The organism is Sphingobium sp. TomTYG46 (assembly GCF_055396345.1).
Genome location: NZ_AP027324.1, coordinates 928721 through 949599, shown reverse-complemented (window position 1 = coordinate 949599; position 20879 = coordinate 928721). Strand labels below are relative to the sequence as shown.

The following is a 20879-nucleotide window of genomic DNA, read 5'->3' as shown; positions in this document are numbered from 1 at the left end:
GGGGCGCGCCTTTTTCATGACTGACATTGCCGTGGGCACCCGAGGCTGGCTGGATGCGGTGAAGCCCTATGTGGAGAAGGCGCCGCTGGCTGCGCTGTTCCTGGGGATCTCGTCCGGTTTTCCCTTTGCCATGATCGGCGCGAACCTGGCGTCGCGGCTGGCGCAGGATGGGATCGACAAGAAAAGCGTTACGGCGTTCAGCCTGGTGTTGCTCGCCTATAATCTCAAATGGCTGTGGGCCTGGGTGATCGAGGGGGTGAAGCTGCCCCTGCTGCATCGGTTGGGCCAGCGCGTGTCGTGGATGCTGGTGGCGGGACTGCTGGTGATGGCGGCGGTGGTCAATCTGGCCGTGGTCGATCCGGCGAACGACCTGATGGGGACGGTGCGGGCCGCGATCCTGTTGGGGATTGCGGGGGCGACGTTCGACATCATCATCGATGGGTATCGGATCGAGATATTGCGGCCCGAGCAATTGGGCGTTGGCGCGGGCATGTCGCAATATGGGTGGCGCATTGGCGCGGCGGCGGCGGGCGCTCTGGCGCTGGTGGTGGCGCAATATTGGGATTGGACGCTGGCCTATCTGGTCTGTTCGCTGTTCGCGCTGCCTGCGATGCTGGCGGCGTTGATCGTGGGCGAGCCTGAACGGCATCGGGAGATTGCTTCCCGGAAGACGGGCGGGGAACTGGTGCAGGCGATAATCGGGCCGTTCGTTGATTTCTTCAAGCGCAAGGGCGCGCTGCTCGTCCTGCTGTTCATCATCGTCCACAAGATTGGCGATACGCTGGCCAACCTGACGTTCCGGCTGCTGTTCAACGATCTGGGTTACAGTAATGAGGAGATCGCGATCTACGATGTGGGCGTGGGTTTCTGGGCATTGCTGGCCGGGATTTTCGTTGGCGGGGTGCTGTATGCGCGGTTGGGGTTGAAGCGGTCGGTGCTGATCAGCTTGATGCTGATGGCGGTGTCGAACTTCAGCTTTGCCCTGCTGGCGGCGACCGGCAAGAGCAATGTGGGCATGGCGGGTGCCATCGGGTTCGAGAATTTCGCTAGCGGGATCGGCGGCGTTGCCGTGGTCGCCTATTTCTCCGCGCTGTGCGACCTGCGTTTCACCGCCGCGCAATATGCGATGATTTCGGCGGCGGCGAGCATTGTCGGGCGCTTCCTGACAGGGACGTCGGCGGGCTCGCTGATCGAGCGGTTCGGCTATGTCGATTTCTACCTGCTGACGACCGTGCTGGCGCTGCCGGGCATTATCCTGTTCTGGCTGATGATGCGCAGCGGACTGGTGGATGCGAGTGTTGGCAGCGCCGCGACGGACGAAGGTGGTCAGGCTCCGGCATAAAGGTCGAGGGGGCGGCCGAGGTCGCTGTGCGCCTGCGCGACGGCTTGCAGGCAGGTCAGGGCGCCGAGGACGTCGTCCGTGCCGAGCAGCGAGGCGAGTTGCTCATAGGATGAAGGCGGGTCCTGTAGCGCAGTGCTGATGGAATGCATGAGCGATGCTTCGTCCGCGGTCATGCGGGCGCAGCAGCAGGGCGCCACGAGTATCCGGCGGGTGGCGCAGCGGGCAAGTTCGAGCATCATGGCGCGCATGAGGACTAGCGGGCGGCGGTAGCTGCGGCCGAATGCGCCGAGCATGGCGTTGGCTGCGTGAGCATCATCGACCCCGGCGCTGGCCATGCGGCGCATCGCGTAGAGGAACAGGCGGTTGCCGTAGCCGGGAGGCAATGCGCCGGGCAGGTCGAGGGGGGTGATCTCTCCATGGGCCATGTGCGTGCACCTTTTATCCGTTGCGTTACGGAGAGCAAGTTACGCTATTGCGAGTCAATCGCAAGTATATTCAGTCGGGATATTGCTCGTTCAGGCGCAAAATTTCGCCTGCGAGGTAGAGCGACCCGGCGATGAACAGCAGCGGAGGTTCGGTTTTGGATGACGCCGCGACTGCGTTGATGGCGGCGGCGGGATCTGCATGCGCGGTGCAGTCGATGCCCCAGCGCTCCGCTATGGCGGCGAAGCGGCTGGCGGGATGATGCTCGTGGCCGGGGACGGGCAGTGCGTGGATGTGGGCTATGCGTCCGGCGAGGGGGGCGAGGAAGGCATCCACTTCCTTGTTGGCGAGCATGCCGATGATGAGGTGCAGTTTGCGTCCGGCGAGGCGATCTGTCGTGAAGAAGGCGCTGATGGCTTCTCCGGCTCCAGCGTTGTGGCCGCCGTCGAGCCAGGCTTCGCTTTCCGGGGGGAGCGGGGCGAGCAGGGGGCCGTGGTCCAGGCGTTGGAGCCGGGCGGGCCAGTGTGCCCAGAGGGGGGCGGCTTTGAGCGCGGCTTCGCTGACGGGCAGGGCGGTCTGATGGCGCAGCATGGCGAAGGCGAGGGCGGCGTTCTGCACCTGATGCGCGCCGGGGAGGCGGGGGAGCGGGGTTTCGATGCGGCCTTGTTCGTCGCGATAATGCAGGCGGTCGCGGTAGCTGGCCGCGTCCCAGCTTTGGCCCATGGGGAGCCAGTCGGTGCGGGCGCGGGCCGCTGCTTCACGCATCGCGGGGGCCAGTGATTCGGGATAGCGCTGGGTTACGAGGGCGGCGCCGGGCTTGGCGATGCCCGCCTTCTCCGCCGCTATGGCGCGCAGCGTGTTGCCGAGGAAGGCCTGATGGTCGATCCCGAGCTGGGCGATGCCGCAAACGGCGGGGTTTTCGATCACATTGGTGGCGTCGAGACGGCCGCCCAGCCCAACTTCAAGGATGCAGGCGTCGGCGGGATGTTCGGCGAAGGCAAGGAAGGCGGCGGCGGTGGTGACTTCGAAGAAGCTGGGGCCGATGCCTTCGGCCACGTCCAGGACGCGGGAGAGATAGTGGGCGAGCGCTTCGTCGCTGATCAGCTGGCCGTTGATGCGGATGCGTTCGTTGAAGCGGACGAGATGGGGCGAGGTGAAGACATGGACGCTCCGGCCATCCGCTTCGAGCGCGGCGCGCAAGAAGGCGCAGGTCGATCCTTTGCCATTGGTGCCTGCGACATGGAAGATGGGCGGCAGCGCGCGGTGCGGATTGCCGAGCCGGTCAAGCAGGCTGGTGATGCGTTCCAGACCCAATATGTCCGCGCCCGGCGACAGCGTAGCGAGGCGGTCCAGCTGCGATTGGACCGCCGGGTCGTCCGAAATGGCGTGGTCGGGCATGGCCCTATGTTCCTCGCGCGATCGCGTCAGGCGGCGGCGCGAGGGGCTAGATAGCCGATCACTCGGGCCAGCGTGTCGCGCAATTCACTGCGATGCACGACCATGTCGAGCATGCCATGTTCCAGCAGATATTCGGCGCGCTGGAAACCGTCCGGCAGCTTTTCGCGGATCGTGCTTTCGATGACGCGCTGGCCTGCGAAGCCGATGAGGGCATTGGGCTCGGCGATCTGGACGTCGCCCAGCATGGCGTAGCTCGCCGTGACGCCGCCGGTCGTGGGATCGGTGAGGACGACGATATAGGGCAGGCCCGCCGCGTGCAGCTTCTGGATGGCGACGGTCGAGCGCGGCATCTGCATGAGGGACAGGATGCCTTCCTGCATGCGCGCGCCGCCTGCCGCCGTGAAGATGACATAGGGGCATTTGTGGCCGATGGCCTCATTCACGCCCTGGATGAAGGCCGCGCCGACGCCCATGCCCATGGAACCGCCCATGAAGGCGAAATTCTGGACGCCCATGACTAGCGGCACGTCGTCGATTGCGCCGCGTGCGTTGATCAGCGCGTCCTGGTCGCCGGTCTGGGCGCGGGCTGCCTTGATACGGTCGGGGTAACGCTTTGAATCGCGGAATTTGAGCGGGTCTTCCTGGACCGGGGGTGTCGGCAGGAGAATGAAGCCTGCGTCGAGGATCTGTTCGAAACGCTCCGACGGGCCGATGCGGCCGTGATGGTCGCAGCGCGGGCAGACGGAAAGATTATCCTCCCACTCCTTGATGAAGATCATCTCGGTGCAGGACGGGCATTTGTGCCACAGCGTCTCGGCGGTGGTTTCCTTTTTTGCGAGGAAGGGAACGGCCTTGCGGACGCGGTTGATCCAGCTCATGCGGCGGTCTCCCGGAAATGGGGGCTGTTGGCTTTGAGCGCGCCGCTCAATGTGGCGACGAACTCTTGAACGAAGGGGGCGGCGGCATCGCCGTGCGAGCCGACGATGTCGACAATGGCTGATCCGACGACGACGCCGTCAGCAACGCGGCCGATGGCGGCGGCCTGTTCGGCGGAGCGCACGCCGAAACCGACCGCGATGGGGAGGTCGGTCGCGGCCTTCAACTTCTCCACCGCCTGCTCGACAGCGGCCTGCGCAGCCTGCTGTTTGCCGGTCACGCCCGCGACGGCGACGTGGTAGAGGAAGCCGCTGGCGCCGTTGAGCACGGCGGGCAGGCGAGCCGCGTCGGTGGTCGGCGTGGCAAGGCGGATCAGGTGAACGCCTGCCGCGCGCAGGGCCGGGCCGATCTCCGCGTCCTCTTCAGGCGGAACATCGACGCAGATCACGCCATCCACGCCTGCTTCGCGGCACTGATCTGCGAACCATTCGGAGCCGCGGATCAGCATGGGATTGGCATAGCCCATGAGGATCAGCGGTATATGCGGGTGGCGGGCGCGGAAGGTGGTCGCGAGGTGGAAGATGTCCTTCGTCTTGGTGCCTGACCCGAGGCTGCGCAGATTGGCGAGTTCGATCGCGGGGCCGTCCGCCATCGGATCAGTGAAGGGCATGCCGAGTTCGATGATGTCCGCGCCCCCAGCGACGAGAGCGTCAAGGATTGCGGGGGTGGCGGCTACGGTCGGGTCACCTGCCGTCACGAAGGTGATGAGGGCGGCGCGTCCTGCTTCCTTGCAGGCGGCGAAGCGAGTGGCGAGGCGGTCAGTCATTAGAACTAACTTCCGTTCGGGCTGTTCGATCGAGCCGCTTGGCTCGCTCGAATGTCGAAGCCCTGCTCTTCTCTTCAAGAAAGGAATGCCCTTCGACAAGCTCAGGGCGAACGGGGGATAGGTAGGACGGCATCGAGAGGTGAATCACATCTCCACTCCCAGCGCGTCGGCGACGGTGAAGATGTCCTTGTCGCCCCGGCCCGAGAGGTTGACGATGATGATCTGGTCCGCGCCCATCGTTGGCGCGACCTTTTCCGCGCTGGCGATGGCGTGGGCGGACTCCAGTGCCGGGATGATGCCTTCGAGAGCGGCGAGCTTCTGGAAGCTGGCGAGCGCTTCATCGTCGGTAATCGGCATGTACTGGACCCGGCCGATCTCGTGCAGCCAGCTATGTTCAGGACCGATGCCGGGATAGTCGAGGCCCGCGGAAATGCTGTGCGCTTCTGTTATCTGGCCGTCTTCGTCCTGAAGCAGATAGGTGCGGTTGCCGTGCAGGATGCCGGACGCGCCGCCTGCGAGGGACGCGGCATGTTTGCCGGTGAGCCCTTCGCCTGCTGCTTCCACGCCGATCATCTTGACGTCCACATCATCGAGGAACGGATGGAAGAGGCCGATCGCGTTCGAGCCGCCGCCGACCGGAGCAATCAACATGTCGGGCAAGCGGCCTTCGATCTCGAGAATCTGCTCGCGCGCTTCGCGGCCGATCACCGACTGGAAGTCGCGGACCAGTTCCGGATAGGGGTGCGGACCTGCCGCCGTACCGATGATGTAGAAGGTATCGTGGACGTTCGAGACCCAGTGACGCAGGGCATCGTTCATCGCGTCCTTGAGCGTCTGCGAGCCGGAAACGACGGGGATGACTTCCGCGCCCAGCAGCTTCATGCGGAAGACGTTGGGCTTTTGCCGCTCTACGTCCTTGGCGCCCATGAAAATCTTGCATTCCATGCCGAACAGGGCGGCCACGGTGGCGGTGGCGACGCCATGCTGGCCCGCGCCGGTTTCGGCGATGACCTTCTTCTTGCCCATGCGACGGGCTAGCAGCGCCTGGCCGATGCAATTGTTGATCTTGTGCGCGCCGGTATGGTTGAGCTCTTCGCGCTTCAGATAGATTTTCGCGCCTTTACCCTCGGGCGCATCGGCGCGGAGCGCTTCGGTCAGGCGGCTGGCATAGTAAAGCGGATTGGGACGGCCGACATAGTTGCGCAGCAGTTCTTCGAACTCTTCTTCGAAAGCGGGGTCTTGCCTCGCTTCCTTATAGACCTTCTCCAGCTCCAGGATGAGGGGCATCAGCGTTTCCGCAACATAGCGGCCGCCGAAGGAGCCGAAATGGCCGGAGGCATCCGGTTGCGAGCGGAGGGAGTTGTTGATGGTCATGATTGCTGTGCCGCTTTGCAGAAGGCCATGATCTTGTCCACACTCTTGATGCCCGGCGCGCTTTCCACGCCGGAAGAAACGTCGATCATCGGGGCGCCAGTGATGCGGATCGCTTCGGCGACATTGTCGATGCCGAGGCCTCCGGAAAGACCCCAGGGCATGGATATGGGTACGCCGCGCAGGAGCGTCCAGTCGAAGCGCAGGCCCATGCCGCCGGGCAGCGCTGCGCCGTCCGGTGTCTTGGCATCGAAGAGCAGGAGATCAGCCGCGCCGGTATAGGCTTTTGCTGCGTCGATGTCGGCGCGGGTTTTTACGGAAATGGCTTTCCAGACGGGGAGGTTGAAGCGCTTAGCGATGGCGGCGGTGCGTTCGGGGCTTTCCTTGCCGTGGAGTTGCAGGGCAGTGAGGACATTTGTTGCCGTGAGTTCGGCGAGGGTTTCGTCGGTTGGATCGACTAGTACGGCGACGCGCTCGATCTCGGCGGGGACTGTTGCAGCGAGGGCGCGTAGTTGGTCTGCTTCGACATGGCGGGGGCTTTTAGCGAAATGGACGAAGCCGAGGCGCGTCGCGCCTGCGCGGATCGCCGCGCCGACAGTGTCGGGCGTCGAAAGGCCGCAAATCTTGATGTCGAGTCGGGACATTTGGGGGCTTTAGCGGGTGAGGTCACCAAGAACCATATGCTCCGTGCTCCTGCGCAGGCAGGAGTCTAGTCCCACCCTCTGAACTGGGCTCCTGCCTGCGCAGGAGTACGGAACAGCTCAAGGCGTCGTCAGATCCATGTCATGCAGGGCGAGCCATTGGTCCGCATGGTCGACGCAGGCTTTGCCGAGGAAGGCGTCGACCTGATCCAGCAGATCTGCTTCGTCCATGACCAGAGGATCAAGCGGCGGGTGCCAATCGAGACGGAAATGAGCGCCCTGGGTCCTTGCCAGGGTGAAAGGCAGGAAGCGGGCGTTGCTGCGCCGAGCGAGGCGTAGCGCGATGGAAAGATTTCCCGACGGTTCCACATCTCTGCCGAAGCGGGGAAACCACACCTGTCGATCCCTCCGTTCGTCAACCAGGATGTAGAGCATCGCCCTTTCCTTTTCCGCAAGGTGACGCAGGATCGATCGGGCGGCGCCGCTGCCGGTGATGGCTTCCCCCATATAGCTTTCCCGTGCCCGCTTCAGCATCTTGGCCTGAGCAGGATCGGAAGGAGGGTCGTAGACGCCGAGGCCGGGACGATCGGTTGACGCTTTCAAATGGGCGGCGAGTAAATCCCAGTTGCCGATATGGGTGGTCAGAAAGATCATGGGGCGGGGCGACGCCAACGATTCCCGATAGGCCGGTTCGTTCGTGATGCCGACATGCCGGTTGTTCACGAGCCGGTCGATATTGGCGAGTTCCGCCATCGTGCGGCCGAGATTGAACCAGCGGCGGGTAAGCATTTCCTCGCGCGTGGTTTCTTCCAGGTCCGGGCGCAGGATGGCGAGGTTGGCGCGGGCGCGCTGGTCCCGCAGCTTCATGGCCCTGCGTGCGACGTTCGCCGACAGCCAGCCACCCAGCCATGAGGCGATGGATGCGGGGAGCAGGCGCAGGAGGGTGAAGAGAAAAGGGTTGGAGAGCATCTTGCCAAGCGTCATACAGCAGCGGTCGGGGCGGTAAAGGGCTTGGGTTTCTATGAGTTGGGCCTTTTGGCTGTGGGTGGTGCTGCAGGGGCTGACGCTGCTGGGGGTGCTGAATTACTGGCGGCATCTGCCTGTGGATCGTCAGGAGGAAGCGCCTGATGGCGTGGCCGTACTGCTGTCGGTGCGGGATGATTGGGACGGTGGCGCGGAATTGATTGCGCGGTTGAAGGCGCAGACGGCTCGGTTTCGATTGGTGATTGCCTCTAGCGGCGGGTGCGCGGCGGCTGAGGCTTTGGCGGCGCGGGAGGGGGATTGGGTGCAGATCGTCCGGGCGGGTGTCGCGGTGGATGAAGGGCAGAAGGTTCATAAGTTGCGGGCGGCTTTGCGGGCTTTGCGGCCGGAGGATCGCTATCTGGTGTTCGTGGACGCCGATATTGAGCCGCCTGCGCGGTTGGTGGGGCGGTTGCTCTTTCCTCTGGTGCGGGGGAAGGCGGATATTGTGACTGGCTATCGGTTGCTGTTGCCCGAGCGAAGTGCGGTGGCCGCGCTGGTGGGGGCGGTGGAGATGCAGCTGGCGACTTTGCCTCGGGCTGCGAGTGCGACCATGCCTTGGGGCGGGGCTATGGCTCTGACGCGGGAGGTGGCGGAGCAGCTTGATCTGGATGCGGCGCTGGCGGGGCGGTTGTCGGATGACATGGCGATTGGGCTGGCCGGGTGGCGGGCCAAGCTGCGGTTGCGGCCGGTGCGGGATTTGCTGGTGGCCTCGCCGTTGGAGGCGCTGGGGGCCTTTGCTTTTGGGGTGCGGCAGTATCGGCATATCTGGACGAATAGTCCGGGGATGTGGGCGGTCGCGACTTTTGTGGTGGCGGTTCAGGCTTTGGGCTGGGTTTGGGCTTTTGGTTGGGGTGGTTGGAGTGCTGTGGCCGTGGGTTATGCGGCGGCTGTGGGGCGGGCGTTGATGCGGCGGCGGATCATCGCGGGGGTGGTGGAGCCGGAGCAGGCTCGGGCGGCCCAGCGGTCGCTCTGGTGGGATGTGCTGGCGCCGTTTGTGGTGTGCTGGGTGCATTTGGGGATGCAACTGGCGGCGGTCTGTTCGAGGCGGATCAGGTGGGGTGGGTTTGATTATTGGGTGGCGAAGGGGAAGGTGGTGCGAATGACTCGTTAAAGTATTCACTTGCCTTGAAAACTGGTTTCCGATTGATATGAGAATCTATGGATTCACGCTTGTTATTCGGCCTTGGTGTAAGTTGCGTTTTCGGCTTTGTTCGCTGGAGATTTCCAGCATTGCCCAAGCCGCTTGCGACATTTGGCTGCATGATAGGCATAGGTCTAATTGCATGGTCAAGCATGCCGACCATTGATTGGCGCTGGGCGGCGGGCTTGATAGCAAGCGCTAGTGTAATAGCAGCGATCCTAGACGCACTAATAAGTTCGTCTAATAAGACGTCTTCTACGCCCGCCTCTAGCGTGACCTTTGACCAGCGAGTTACTTCTCACGCCCAAACTGGCGGTATCACTGCAAGAAACATCAAGGACGTCAATGTCGATCAGTGAAACTTTTGAAGAGATGTTCAGGAAGCGCTTTGGTCGTGGTCCCACACGTGAAGAACTAACCGTTCTCTTGGATCAGAGCGTCAGATCCTATAACCAAAGTGGAGGGATCACGGCCCATACGGTTAATCTGGGGCCTCAACCACGTAAGTTGAGCGACGCCCTGAAAAGGCAGATACTAGAACAGCTCCCTAGATCGACGCCCATAACAGTTGTAGCGATCATGGGTGATGCCGAAGCTCACCATTTCGCTCAGGAGATACACGCATTTCTTCGTGCCAACGGCTTTCCTTTGAAAGAGGCTGACGGAATTACCCAAGCGATGTATGGTGTTACCCCTAAGGGTCTGGGGTTCAACCCTGAAACATCAGAGTTTATCGTGGGTGCCAACTTGCCTTGAGGTTCGCATACATGTATCTCTGGTGAGGAATTAATCCGCTTACGGGAAAATGGTGAGTGAACAGGCGCGTCTGAGTGTGCCGTTCTCGACTTCGTTCGAAGGGCGAGTTAAAATCCAGCCGGAAACAGGTGCCTGCCCTGCTCATCCAACCGCAGGACGACCTTCCCCGCCACAGCGCTCAGCGGCAGGTCGCCGTAGAGGTGCGGAAAGAGGGCGCAGCCGCGTGACTCTTCCCACTTCACCGCCTCGCCGAAGGGGGCGAGGTCGATCATTAGCATTACCAGATTGTCCTGGCCCGCGAAGTGTTTGGCGGCGGTTTCGGCGGCCTGTTCGCGGGTGGACATGTGGATGTAGCCGTCGGCGAGATCGACGGGCGCGCCCTTGAACACGCCGTCGGTCTTTAGCTGGTCATACTGATCCTTGGTCAGGATCTTGTAGGCGAAAAGCTCTGTCACTCTTCGGTGAGGTCCGGGTCGGCTTCGGGGCTGACTTCGGGCGAGGTTTCGAGGCCTGCGGGAGTGCTGACCTCGGTTTCCTCATCGCTTTCCTCGATCTTCGCGGCGCTGACGACATGTTCGTCGTCGGACACGTTGAAGAGGCGCACGCCCGCCGAGTTGCGGCCGATGACGCGCAGCGTGTCCAGGCCCATGCGGATCAGCTTTGCCTGATCGGTGACGAGCATCAGATGATCGCCATGGCGCGCCGGGAAGCTGGCGACAACCGGGCCGTTGCGGCCGATATTGTCGATGTTCGTGATGCCCTGACCGCCGCGGCCGGTGCGGCGATAGTCGTACGCCGATGACAGCTTGCCATAGCCGTTGGAGCAGACGGTGAGGATGAACTGCTCCTTCGCCTGTAGATCGGCGAAGCGCTCTTCGCTCATCTGCGGCGAGCCTTCCTTTTCGGGCTTCCAGGGGGCGAAGCGGAGATAATCGTCGCGCTCTTCCTGATTGGCGCCGGAGCGGTGGAGGATGGAGAGTGAAATGACCTCGTCATCCTTCTTGAGCGTCATGCCGCGCACACCCGTAGAGGTGCGGCTCTGGAATTCGCGGACGTCGGTCGCCTTGAAGCGGATTGCCTTGCCTTGGCGGGTGGCGAGAAGGACGTCATCCTCTTCGCTGAGCAGCGCAACGCCGATCAGGCAGTCTTCGCTGCCTTCATCGAAGCGCATTGCGATCTTGCCGTTGCTCGGCACGTTGGCGAAGGCGTCCATGCTGTTGCGGCGCACGGTGCCGTTCGCGGTGGCGAACATGACGTGCAGGTCCTTCCAGCTGTCCTCATCCTCGGGCAGCGGCAAGACGGTCTGGATCGTTTCGCCCGGGCCGAGCGGGAGGAGGTTCACCATCGGACGGCCACGGGTCGCCGGGCCACCTTCGGGAAGGCGCCAGACCTTCATGCGATAGACCTTGCCGGCCGTCGAGAAGAAGAGAACCGGCGTGTGCGTGGAGGTTACGAACAGTTCGGTGATAGCGTCCTCATCCTTTGTCGCCATGCCGGAGCGGCCCTTGCCGCCGCGCGCCTGGGCGCGGAAGCTTTCAAGCGGGGTGCGCTTGATATAGCCCTGCACGGTGACGGTGACGACCATCTCCTCGCGCTCGATCAGGTCTTCATCCTCGATGCCGTCGGCGGCAGCGGTGATTTCCGAGATGCGCGGGGTGGCGAAATCGCGTTCGATCGCCTCAAACTCTTCACGCATGACGGCATAGAGCTTCTGACGGTCGCCGAGGATGGCGAGATATTCGGCGATGGCCGCGGCCAGTTCGGCGAGTTCATTGCCGATTTCGTCGCGGCCGAGCGCGGTCAGGCGATGGAGGCGCAGGTCAAGGATGGCGCGGACCTGAATGTCCGAGAGCCGGTATGTTTCGCCGCCCGCTTCAGTTTCGATCGCTTCGACCAGCTTCAGATAAGGCGCGATTTCCGCCACCGGCCAGTCGCGGGCCAGCAGGGTTTCGCGAGCCTCGGCGGGGCTAGCCGATCCACGGATGATGCGGACGACTTCGTCGAGGTTGGTGACCGCGATGACGAGACCCAGCAAGATATGCGCACGATCGCGAGCCTTGTTGAGCTCGTACTTCGTACGGCGGGTGATGACCTCTTCACGGAAGCGAACGAACGCTTCGATAATGTCCCGGATGTTGAGCAGTTCCGGACGGCCGCCGCGAATGGCGAGCATGTTGGCCGGGAAGCTCGACTGGGCGGGGGTGTTGCGCCACAACTGGTTGAGCACGACTTCGGGCGTGGCGTCGCGCTTCAGGTCCATGACGATGCGGACGCCCAGACGGTTCGATTCGTCGCGAATATCGCTGATGCCCTCGATCCGCTTGTCCTTTGCGGCTTCGGCGATTTTTTCGACCAGGCCGTTCTTGCCGACCTGATAGGGAATGGCGGTCAGCACGATGGAGCGACGGTCGCCGCGCCCTTCCTCGATCACATGGCGCGAGCGCATCATGATGGAGCCACGCCCGGTATGATAGGCGTTGCGGGCACCGGATTGGCCAAGGATCAGCGGGGCGGTCGGGAAGTCAGGGGCGGGAACGATCTGGATCAGTTCATCGATCGTGATCGCCGGATTATCGATATAGGCGAGGCAGGCGCGGATCACTTCGCCGAGATTGTGCGGCGGAATGTTGGTTGCCATGCCGACCGCGATGCCGCCCGCGCCGTTGACGAGCAGATTGGGGAAGCGGGCGGGCAGGACCTGCGGCTCGCTCTCCGAAGCGTCGTAGTTCGGCTGGAAATCGACGGTGTCCTTGTCGAGATCCTCCAGCAGGGCTGTCGTGACCTTGGCAAGACGCGCTTCGGTGTAACGCATGGCCGCTGGCGGATCGGGGTCCATGGAACCGAAGTTCCCCTGACCATCGATCAGCGGCACGCGCATGGACCAGTCCTGCGTCATGCGCGCCAAGGCGTCATAGATCGCGCTGTCGCCATGCGGGTGATATTTACCGATCACGTCACCGACGATGCGGGCCGACTTGCGGTAGGGCTTGTTATGTTGAAAGCCCGATTCATGGGCCGAGAAGAGAATGCGGCGGTGCACCGGCTTCAATCCGTCGCGGACATCCGGCAGGGCGCGGGCGACGATGACCGACATGGCATAGTCGAGATAGCTGGCCTTCATCTCATCGACGATGGAGATGGGGCTGATGTCCGAGGGGTCGGCGAGGGCAGTCTCGTCGGTCAATGCGATTCTCTTTTTGGATGGAACTGTTTCGTTGCTCATGCACTAGCGGAGCGAAACAAATCTGTCACCCCTCGCGCGCACGCGCGCTCGCGTCAGATCAAGCTGTAAGAAAGGGCTGACAGGCGGAAAACTGCTGCATATACGATGTTCAAATGTCATTCACGCGCCGCCCCCTAAACGGCGCTTAATCAAGGGGCGCCTTTTCCCCCAAGGCGCACAGAGGAGAAGATGATCATGCGTTTTGTACCCCCCGTGGCGCTCGCGCTGGCCCTGGCGCTGACCGGAGGCGCCATTTCCGCGCCCGCGATGGCGGCCAAGAAAGAAGACAAGAAGGGCGGAGCGCCCAAGCTCAATGTATCTCCCGACGTGATCAAGGCGCTACAGACGGCGCAGGCGGCGGCGCAGAAGAATGACTTTGCCGGGGCCAAGGCGGCGCTGGCCGATGCGGACAGCAAGGCCAAGTCGAACGACGACAAATATCAGATCGGCGCGATCAAGCTGAACACCTCCATCGCCGCCAAGGACAGCGCGATGCAGAGCGAGGCGCTGACGCAGATGCTGGACAGCGGCCTCACCCCGCCGGACCAGGTCGGGCAGTTCAACGCTGTTGCTGCCGATCAGGCGATGCAGGCGAAGAATTATGATCTGGCGATCCAGCGGGCGCAGGCGGCAGCTCAGGCGGGCTACAAGCCTGAAGCGGTCAACGCGACGCTGGCGCAGGCCTATTTCGGGAAGGCAGGCACAGCCAATCCTTCCGCTGAACCTGCCCGCGGCCTCAATCAGAAGGGCCTTGCTGCCCTGAAGGCGGCGGCCGACGCCACCAAGGCGGCAGGCGGCCAGGTGCCAGCCCAATGGTATCAGATCGGCGTGAGCCGCGCGGCGGCTGCGCGCCTGCCCGAAGTGACCGAATGGGCAACACTGGCCTATCAGGTGGCCCCCAATGGCGAAAATCTTCGCACGCTCATCCGCCTGTTTCAGCAATCCAATCCAAACATCACGACGCGTGAGAATCTGGACGTTCTCCGCTTGATGGCGGCATCGGGCGGCCTGGTCGTCGCAGGCGACTTCCTTGAATATGGCGAAATGGCGTCGAAGACCGGCATTTATGGCGAGGTAAAGTCGGCGATCGATCAGGGCCGGGCGAAGGGCGTGCTGAAGGGCACCGCAGGTGCGGACCTGTACCAGACCGCAGCGCCGAAAATTGCGGGCGACAAGGCATCGCTGGGTTCTGCGGAGGCCGATGCCCGGAAGGCTGCCACTGGCAAGATCGCGGCGGCCACGGCGGACGCCTACCTCGGCTATGGCGATTATGCCAAGGCAGCTGCGATGTTCGACCTGGCCAAGCAGAAGGGCGGCGTCGATGCGGACGAAGTGAATACGCGCATGGGCATCGCCAAGGCACTTGGCGGCGATGTCGCTTCGGCCAAGGCGGCGTTCCAGTCGGTTCAGGCCGGGACGCGCAAGAAGATCGCCGATCTCTGGCTGGCCTATCTCGCCACCAAGGCCTGATTTGAAACAGGGTGCGCCGATCGGGTGATGGGCGCACCTTTTTTCCTATCATCGACATAACAGGGACCTGCGCCCAATGGCGCATGACATAAAGGGGACGGCCGACATGATCGCGCTGCGACAATCCATGCTGAAATCAGGGCTTCTTGCGATCACCGCCGTTGCGGCTTTTTCAACGCCAGCGGCGGCGAAAAAGGCTTCGGCCGGTGGGCCGGTCATCGTCATGAGCGAAGGGTTTCGTGCAGCCGCTCAAGCAGCCGACAGCGCGATCAATGCAGGCGACGTCAATGCGGCGCAGGCGCAGATCAGCGGCCTGACGCCCACGAGCGATTATGAGGCCTATGCAGCGGCAGGGCTGCGGTTCGAGCTGGCCGTGCTCAAGCAGAATTTCCAGGCGCAGCGGGTCGCGTTGACGGACATGTTCAAGACGAGTTCCGTGCCCAAGAAGGATGCACCGCGATTGCGCTACGTCGCGGGCTATCTGTCCTATGTGGTTGGCAATTATGACGATGCGTTCGCGCAACTCGATTATGCCAGGACGCTGGGCTATGACGGGATCGACGCGACGATGCTGCGCGCCGATATCTACCTCCGCAAGAACAAGGCCAAGGAAGCGCGCCCCTTCGTGCGGGATGCGCTGGCCCGGCAGCGAGCGTCAGGGCAAGCTGTTCCGGCAGCCTGGTATGACCGGGCGATTTCGCTTGCCTATGCAGCCGGGGATTGGGCGGAGGTTGGTTCGCTCTATCGCGAGCGGCTGACGCATTATGGTTCGGCGCCGGAATGGCGATCGGCACTTGCCAACTATCTGACCGCGCCCGGCACCGACGCGCAGCCGCAGTTGGATCTGTATCGCTTGCAGGCGGCGAACGGCGCGATGGCGAGTGAACGCGATTATCAGGCCTATGCGCAGCTTGCCGAAAAGGCGGGCAATTATGCTGAGGCAAAGGCGATCATCGAAGCGGGGCGTTCGGCGGGCAAGCTGACGCAAACACAGGCCGTGACCGCCAGCCTGATGAAGAGCGTAACGCCAAAGGCCGCCAAGGAAATTGCGGCGCTGCCCGCTGCGGCGAAGAAGGCCGCAGGGGCGAAGGATGGGTCGGCGGCGTTGGCGGTGGCCGACAGCTATTTTTCACTCAGCCAGTTTCCGCAGGCGGTCGAGATGTATCGACTGGCCCTGTCGAAGGGTGGAGTGGATCAGGGGAAGGGCAATGCGCGGCTTGGCATAGCTCTCGCGCGTTCAGGCGATCTGGCGGGAGCCAAGACGGCGCTAGCTCAGGTGACGGGCAATTGGGCCAACGTCGCTGGATTCTGGAGCGTTTGGGTCGATCAGCAGAGCCGCAAGACGGCGTTTCAGCCAGTGGCGGTTCCGCCCGCGAGCTAAGTGATTGATCCAGGGGCCAGCGCGCGACACGGAAGCGCTGGCCTAGTGGCGGCGAGCGATCGCCGTCGTTTTGCTGGTCAAAGCGGCAGGGGGACGCCCGGCAGGTTTTTCGCCATGCGGATGGTGAGCGAGGTCTTGACGCTCACCACATTTGGCGCGGGCGTCAGTTTCGAGGTGAGAAACTGCTGGAAGCTTTGGAGGTCCTTGGCCACGACCTTCAGGATGAAGTCGATCTCACCATTGAGCATGTAGCATTCGCGCACCTCGGGCAGGGTCGCGACATGATCTTCAAAGGCTTTCAGATCAGCTTCCGCCTGGCTCTTCAAGCTGACCATCGCGAAGACGGTGATGGTGTAGCCCAGCATGGCCGGGTTGACGACGGCGTGGTAGGAATTGATCGCGCCGCTTTCCTCAAGCGCGCGGACGCGGCGCAGGCAGGGCGGGGCGGTCAATCCGACCTTTCGAGCCAGTTCCACATTGGTCATACGGCCGTCCTGTTGCAGCTCGCCCAGGATGTGCAGATCGATGTCGTCGATATTCGGGCCAGCCATTCGCCTGATTATTTCCTTTCTCATTTCGTGCCCAACATCATAATAATATTTCAGGGCAATGCAATTGTCCCACTATGCGACGATCCGAAATCGCCACGTCCGCCCCCTTTCCCTAACCGGCGGGAAGGCTTATTCCTGCGGTATGATTTCCTTCCGTGATGAAGTTCTGCACATCGCTGGAAGTCCTCAAGGGGAATAGAGTGCGCTTCAACGATCTGATGCAGACGGTTCTGGCCGCAGAGAATAGAAGCGGCCTGGGCGCGGTGACGCTGTGGCGTCAGTGCGTCGACCTGCTCGCGCAGAATGATCGCGCGGATCGCGGCACCTTGCCGGATGAGGAGCGGGCCGCGCTGCTGGACCGGCTTGCGGCGCTGCAATCCCAATTGTCGGAAACGCAGCGGATCGCCACGGTGGTCGAACTGGGCGGCCGCCTTCGTTCGCCCGCGCTGGTGGAATTTTTCGCCAATGATCGTCCGGCGATCGCGGCGGCGGCGATGTCGCGCGCGCGGCTGCCGGATGTCGCGTGGATCGCCCTACTGCCTCGCCTTACCCCGACCGCGCGCGGTGTGCTGCGCGGACGACGCGATCTGGGAGCCGGGACGCAGCAGGCGCTGGAAGCGTTTGGCGCGGCCGACCTTGTACTGACGAGCGACTTGATGGTGGAGCCCGGCGAGCAGGCGGACGACATGCTGCTGACGCCCGCGATGATGGCGCCTGCCGAGCAGTTGCCTCCATCGGCGGACGTAGAGGAAGCAGCGGTCGAGGAGCCTGCCGATGAACCGGCGGATGACGTTCCGGTGGGCGATGATCAGATTCGCAACCTTGTGGACCGGATCGAACGCTTCACCAGTGCGCGGCGGGTGCCCGATGTGGTCGTTCCGCGGGCTGACACCGGGCAGGCGGAGGTCGTCAACGCCTTTGCGTTCGAGACTGACGCCACGGGCATGATCATCTGGGTCGATCAGGGGCCGCGCGCGGCGCTGATCGGGCTGTCTCTGGGTGAGGTGGCTGTTGCGGGGGCGAGCGGGCCGGACGGCAGCGTCGCGGGCGCGTTTATGCGGCGCAGCGGGTTTCAGAATGGACGCTATACTGTCGTCGGCGGCGCGATGGCCGGGGAATGGCGCCTCTCCGCAACGCCATTCTTTGATCCAAGATCAGGCCGTTTTCAGGGCTATCGCGGTCAGGCGCGCCGCCCCTATCTGCACGAAGTCGCCGCTCCGCCACAGGCCGAGCCGGTGTCTGTCGCAGGACTTTCCGCGGACTCGCTGCGTCAGTTGGTGCATGAGCTGCGCACGCCGTTGAACGCCATCCTGGGCTTTGCGGACATTATCGAGCAGGAGCTGTTCGGGCCGAGTGGGCCGGAATATCGCGAGATGGCGGGAAAGATCGCGCTGGACGCCCGGCATTTGCTGGCTGCGTTCGATGACCTTGACCTGGCCGCCCGTGTATCGCGAGGTGAAGGGGCGGAGGCGCCGAGCGCCGTCGATCCGGCGCTGCTGATCGCGCAGGTTTCCGCCCGGTTCCGCGAACAGGGCGAAGGCAATGGCGCGCAGATCGACATCAATTTGGCGCGAGCGCTACCGATGGTGCGGATCGACCCGGTGCAGGGTGAACGCATGGTGCAGCATCTGATGCGGACGGTCGTTTCCGTGGCAGCGCCCGGCGAAGCGCTGAGCGGGGCGTGCTGGTTCCAGCCGGATGGCGGGCATGGGTGCGTGATGCTGGCGGTCGACAGACCTGCGAGCCTTGACGGGATGGAGGATGAGCGGCTGCTGGACCCGGGCTATACCGCCGATGGCGACTGGGCCGACGGGCCGCTGCTGGGCCTTGGCTTTTCACTACGGCTGATCCGGAGCCTTGCGGCGGGATGCGGTGGCGCGTTGCAGATCGAAGCTGACCGATTCCTGCTTTCGATGCCCGCCATAACATCGGCAGAGGACGCGGCCGGGAGCCTCTGATCCCTGCGCGAAACCCTATCGCAACCATTGAGGGGCTAGGGGAAAGGGCATGAACGCTTCGCCCCATGACGGCAGTCTGCTGCGCGCTCCGATGCCGGACGACATGATCGCGCTATCCCCCGATTTCGGGACGCGGTTCATGCTGTTCGTCGATACCGAGGAGGAGTTTGACTGGAACGCGCCATTCAGCCGTGACGGTCACGCCGTGACCGCGCTGGCCGGGATGGCGCGCGGCCAAGCCTATTTTCAGGCGGCCGGAGTGAAGCCGATCTATGTCGCCGATTATCCGGTCATCGATAGCGATGCCGCTGCCGGGATGATGGCGCAATGGGTCGCGGACGGCGCGGCCGATGTGGGCGCGCATCTGCATCCCTGGGTCAACCCGCCGCATGTGGAGGAGGTGACGGAGGCGAACAGCTATGCCGGCTTCCTTCCCGAAGCGCTGGAACGGGCCAAGCTGGAAACGCTGTGCCAGCGCATTGCCGAGCGTTTCGGAAAGCGCCCCACTGCCTATCGGGCGGGGCGTTATGGCGTGGGTCATAATAGTGCGCGTTTGTTGGAGCAGGCGGGATTTCGTCTGGATAGCTCCGTGCGAAGCCGGTTTGACTATAGCGGCCAGCATGGACCCGATTTTCGCGGCCTGCCGATCAATCCCTATTGGGCTGGGCCGGAACGATCGCTTGTGGAACTGCCGCTTTCGACCGCCTTCACCGGGCTGCTGCGGCGTGGGGGCGAGCGGCTTTACGAGAATATGCGCAATGTCAGCCCATTGGCATCGGGATTGGCGAGAACGGGCATGTTCAGCCGCATTCCATTGACGCCGGAGGGCGTGCCGGTGGGTGACGCGACAAGGGCGATCGACGCCCTGATCGAAGAGGGCGCGGCAGTGCTAAACTTCAGTTTTCATTCGCCGACGCTGGAGCCGGGCCACACGCCCTATGTCCGTGATGCGGCAGACCAGGCTGCCTTTTACCGGTGGTGGGACACGGTTCTGGATCACCTTGCACGGCGGAATGTCCGTGCCGCGTCGCTGGATCAATTATTGGCGACAGTGCCGGTGCCGAGACGGGCTTGCCAAGCGGCGTGATGCTGCTTATCCGGTCGGGCAGGTGGGGCCTGTAGCTCAACGGTTAGAGCTGGCCGCTCATAACGGCTAGGTTGCGGGTTCGAGTCCTGCCGGGCCCACCACTATCTCCTATCCCTCTATGCAGATCCGAACGGGGCCGGAACATCGGCCCCCACTCATCCATTTCAGCCTTGGGGCAGATGGATGGAGGCCAATGATCATGGGCAAGGGTATATTGCTGTGGCTGATCGGCATTCCGATACCGGTAATCATCATATTGTGGCTGCTGTTCCGGTGATGGCCGATTGACGGGACGCGTTATTCGCCGCTAAGGCGCCTTACGTCGGGGAGTAGCGCAGCCTGGTAGCGCATCTGCTTTGGGAGCAGAGGGTCGCAGGTTCGAATCCTGTCTCCCCGACCACTTTCACGAAGTACAGTGTTTTCAATACCTTAAAGGGAAATCTGGTCCATTTGTGGGGCAGCGTTGTGGTGGTACTCGGGTAGCCCATGGCTCGAAGGGGAGTGCGCGACCCTGCCTGCTTCACGTTTTCCCGAGCCTCGCAATAGGAATGTAAAGGACCTTTCTTCGTCAACTAGCTCCCCGCAGCGTCGCAATGGCGCATTGAGAGACTAAAAGAAGAACAAATCATACCTATAACAAGTACATTTGGGGGTTGATCTTACAATTCGGTGCGCCATGATGTTGATGCTTCGAAACGATTCGAAGTTCAATGAAGGACTATCTATGGTTAATAAGACTTACCGGCCCGGCACCACTGCGCCTCGGTCGGGTCAATACGAACAGTTGGGACCGCGTGGCGGAAAGACTGGTGTAGAACGCACCGTGGTGAAGGGTGAGCCACTTCCCCCGACGCCTCGGCAGGGCATGGGCTATCGCTTAGTTGATCCAACTAAAACGCACTGACGATACTCTGTCTGACTGGCACGATCCGCCTTATTCCTTGGACCCTGCGGCAGGCGGTGGATTTTCCCCAGAAGCTGTTACTCCACACAAAATGCGGCTCTAAGACTTGTCGGAACACGGCGGGCGGCTCGAAAGGGTCGCCCGTTTTAATTCATATGAACAAGGGAGGCGCAGATGCTGCCTGAAACCAAATTGGATAGGGTCATCTATATGGGAGCGGTGCCGCTCCTCGCAGCCCTGCTCGGCGGAGTTGCAGGCGCGCTGCTACAGGAGTCTTGCAGCATAGTTGGCGCAAGCGAAATCAAAGCGTTGTTGGAGAATGCTCAGATGAATGGCGCGCAAAAGATTCAATTTATGAAGGAGTATTTGGAGTTGACCGACCGGCCTTGGTCCTTAGCGCGATCTGTTGTCACGTTTATGACCTCAGCCGGAACCTTGGCGCTTGGTTTCTTTGCCGCGAGCGGGGGGTTCAGCCGCAGATAGAACGGCGCGCCGCTCTCAATCTACT

Annotated in this window: 19 protein-coding genes and 2 tRNA genes; 11 read left to right on the top strand and 10 right to left on the bottom strand. The window is 62.7% G+C overall.

What is annotated here, in order from left to right; genetic code table 11:
- Positions 1 to 16 precede the first annotated feature (16 nt).
- Positions 17 to 1342 carry an AmpG family muropeptide MFS transporter gene (locus ACZ5YV_RS04820; RefSeq protein ID WP_464788817.1) on the top strand — a complete coding sequence of 442 codons (1326 nt, stop codon included), beginning with the start codon at positions 17 to 19 and terminating at the stop codon, positions 1340 to 1342.
- Here ACZ5YV_RS04820 and ACZ5YV_RS04815 read toward each other — a convergent pair.
- From ACZ5YV_RS04815 to ACZ5YV_RS04785, 7 genes are all read right to left on the bottom strand, one after another.
- The gene (locus tag ACZ5YV_RS04815) at positions 1327 to 1767 is read right to left on the bottom strand and encodes a DUF6628 family protein (protein WP_464788816.1); all 441 of its coding nucleotides are present in this window, start codon (positions 1765 to 1767) and stop codon (positions 1327 to 1329) included. The genes ACZ5YV_RS04820 and ACZ5YV_RS04815 overlap by 16 nt on opposite strands.
- A 70-nt stretch (positions 1768 to 1837) precedes the next feature.
- Positions 1838 to 3163, bottom strand: coding sequence for a bifunctional folylpolyglutamate synthase/dihydrofolate synthase (locus tag ACZ5YV_RS04810; protein ID WP_464788815.1), 1326 nt, complete (start codon positions 3161 to 3163; stop codon positions 1838 to 1840).
- 26 nt (positions 3164 to 3189) lie between these two features.
- On the bottom strand, positions 3190 to 4041 hold the full coding sequence (accD, locus tag ACZ5YV_RS04805; RefSeq protein ID WP_449472282.1) for an acetyl-CoA carboxylase, carboxyltransferase subunit beta: 852 nt from the start codon (positions 4039 to 4041) through the stop codon (positions 3190 to 3192).
- Complete coding sequence (gene trpA, locus ACZ5YV_RS04800; protein ID WP_464788814.1) at positions 4038 to 4865, bottom strand: tryptophan synthase subunit alpha; 828 nt, start codon at positions 4863 to 4865, stop codon at positions 4038 to 4040. Before trpA ends, accD begins: the two co-directional genes overlap by 4 nt.
- A gap of 144 nt (positions 4866 to 5009) precedes the next feature.
- A complete protein-coding gene (trpB, locus tag ACZ5YV_RS04795) occupies positions 5010 to 6239 on the bottom strand; it encodes a tryptophan synthase subunit beta (RefSeq protein ID WP_464788813.1) in 1230 nt (409 codons plus the stop codon).
- Positions 6236 to 6880, bottom strand: coding sequence for a phosphoribosylanthranilate isomerase (locus tag ACZ5YV_RS04790; RefSeq protein ID WP_464788812.1), 645 nt, complete (start codon positions 6878 to 6880; stop codon positions 6236 to 6238). Before ACZ5YV_RS04790 ends, trpB begins: the two co-directional genes overlap by 4 nt.
- A 117-nt stretch (positions 6881 to 6997) precedes the next feature.
- Complete coding sequence (locus ACZ5YV_RS04785) at positions 6998 to 7846, bottom strand: lysophospholipid acyltransferase family protein (protein WP_464789147.1); 849 nt, start codon at positions 7844 to 7846, stop codon at positions 6998 to 7000.
- Positions 7847 to 7898: 52 nt separating this feature from the next.
- On the opposite strand from ACZ5YV_RS04785, the gene ACZ5YV_RS04780 reads away from it, so the two are divergent.
- Positions 7899 to 9011 carry a glycosyltransferase gene (locus ACZ5YV_RS04780; protein WP_464788811.1) on the top strand — a complete coding sequence of 371 codons (1113 nt, stop codon included), beginning with the start codon at positions 7899 to 7901 and terminating at the stop codon, positions 9009 to 9011.
- Positions 9012 to 9386: 375 nt separating this feature from the next.
- Positions 9387 to 9797, top strand: coding sequence for a hypothetical protein (locus ACZ5YV_RS04775; RefSeq protein WP_464788810.1), 411 nt, complete (start codon positions 9387 to 9389; stop codon positions 9795 to 9797).
- Positions 9798 to 9904: 107 nt separating this feature from the next.
- Here the strand turns inward: ACZ5YV_RS04775 and ACZ5YV_RS04770 are convergent, their stop codons facing one another.
- Positions 9905 to 10252 carry a DUF952 domain-containing protein gene (locus tag ACZ5YV_RS04770; protein ID WP_464788809.1) on the bottom strand — a complete coding sequence of 116 codons (348 nt, stop codon included), beginning with the start codon at positions 10250 to 10252 and terminating at the stop codon, positions 9905 to 9907.
- Positions 10249 to 12981, bottom strand: a complete 2733-nt coding sequence (gene gyrA, locus ACZ5YV_RS04765) for a DNA gyrase subunit A (RefSeq protein ID WP_464788808.1) — start codon at positions 12979 to 12981, stop codon at positions 10249 to 10251. Before gyrA ends, ACZ5YV_RS04770 begins: the two co-directional genes overlap by 4 nt.
- A gap of 228 nt (positions 12982 to 13209) precedes the next feature.
- Here gyrA and ACZ5YV_RS04760 point away from each other — a divergent pair, with 228 nt between their 5' ends.
- Both ACZ5YV_RS04760 and ACZ5YV_RS04755 read left to right on the top strand, forming a co-directional pair.
- Complete coding sequence (locus ACZ5YV_RS04760) at positions 13210 to 14490, top strand: hypothetical protein (protein WP_464788807.1); 1281 nt, start codon at positions 13210 to 13212, stop codon at positions 14488 to 14490.
- A gap of 127 nt (positions 14491 to 14617) precedes the next feature.
- On the top strand, positions 14618 to 15871 hold the full coding sequence (locus ACZ5YV_RS04755) for a tetratricopeptide repeat protein (RefSeq protein WP_464789146.1): 1254 nt from the start codon (positions 14618 to 14620) through the stop codon (positions 15869 to 15871).
- 77 nt (positions 15872 to 15948) lie between these two features.
- On the opposite strand, the gene ACZ5YV_RS04750 is transcribed toward ACZ5YV_RS04755, so the two are convergent.
- Entirely contained in the window at positions 15949 to 16422 is a 474-nt protein-coding gene (locus tag ACZ5YV_RS04750) for an Lrp/AsnC family transcriptional regulator (RefSeq protein WP_449472300.1), read from the bottom strand.
- Positions 16423 to 16580: 158 nt separating this feature from the next.
- Between ACZ5YV_RS04750 and ACZ5YV_RS04745 the strand changes: the two genes are divergently transcribed.
- The 6 genes from ACZ5YV_RS04745 (at position 16581) to ACZ5YV_RS04720 (ending at position 20854) form a co-directional block, all read left to right on the top strand.
- Positions 16581 to 18380 carry a sensor histidine kinase gene (locus ACZ5YV_RS04745; RefSeq protein WP_464788806.1) on the top strand — a complete coding sequence of 600 codons (1800 nt, stop codon included), beginning with the start codon at positions 16581 to 16583 and terminating at the stop codon, positions 18378 to 18380.
- Positions 18381 to 18429: 49 nt separating this feature from the next.
- Positions 18430 to 19467: a polysaccharide deacetylase family protein gene (locus tag ACZ5YV_RS04740; protein WP_464788805.1), complete on the top strand. Its 1038-nt coding sequence runs from the start codon at positions 18430 to 18432 to the stop codon at positions 19465 to 19467.
- 25 nt (positions 19468 to 19492) lie between these two features.
- A tRNA-Ile gene (locus tag ACZ5YV_RS04735) sits at positions 19493 to 19568 on the top strand.
- A gap of 17 nt (positions 19569 to 19585) precedes the next feature.
- Positions 19586 to 19744 (top strand): hypothetical protein, encoded by a 159-nt coding sequence (locus ACZ5YV_RS04730; protein WP_464788804.1) that lies wholly within the window; start codon positions 19586 to 19588, stop codon positions 19742 to 19744.
- A 46-nt stretch (positions 19745 to 19790) separates the two neighbouring features.
- Positions 19791 to 19867: transfer RNA gene (locus ACZ5YV_RS04725), tRNA-Pro, on the top strand.
- Between the two features lie 678 nt (positions 19868 to 20545).
- Positions 20546 to 20854 (top strand): hypothetical protein, encoded by a 309-nt coding sequence (locus ACZ5YV_RS04720; RefSeq protein ID WP_464788803.1) that lies wholly within the window; start codon positions 20546 to 20548, stop codon positions 20852 to 20854.
- Positions 20855 to 20879 lie beyond the last annotated feature (25 nt).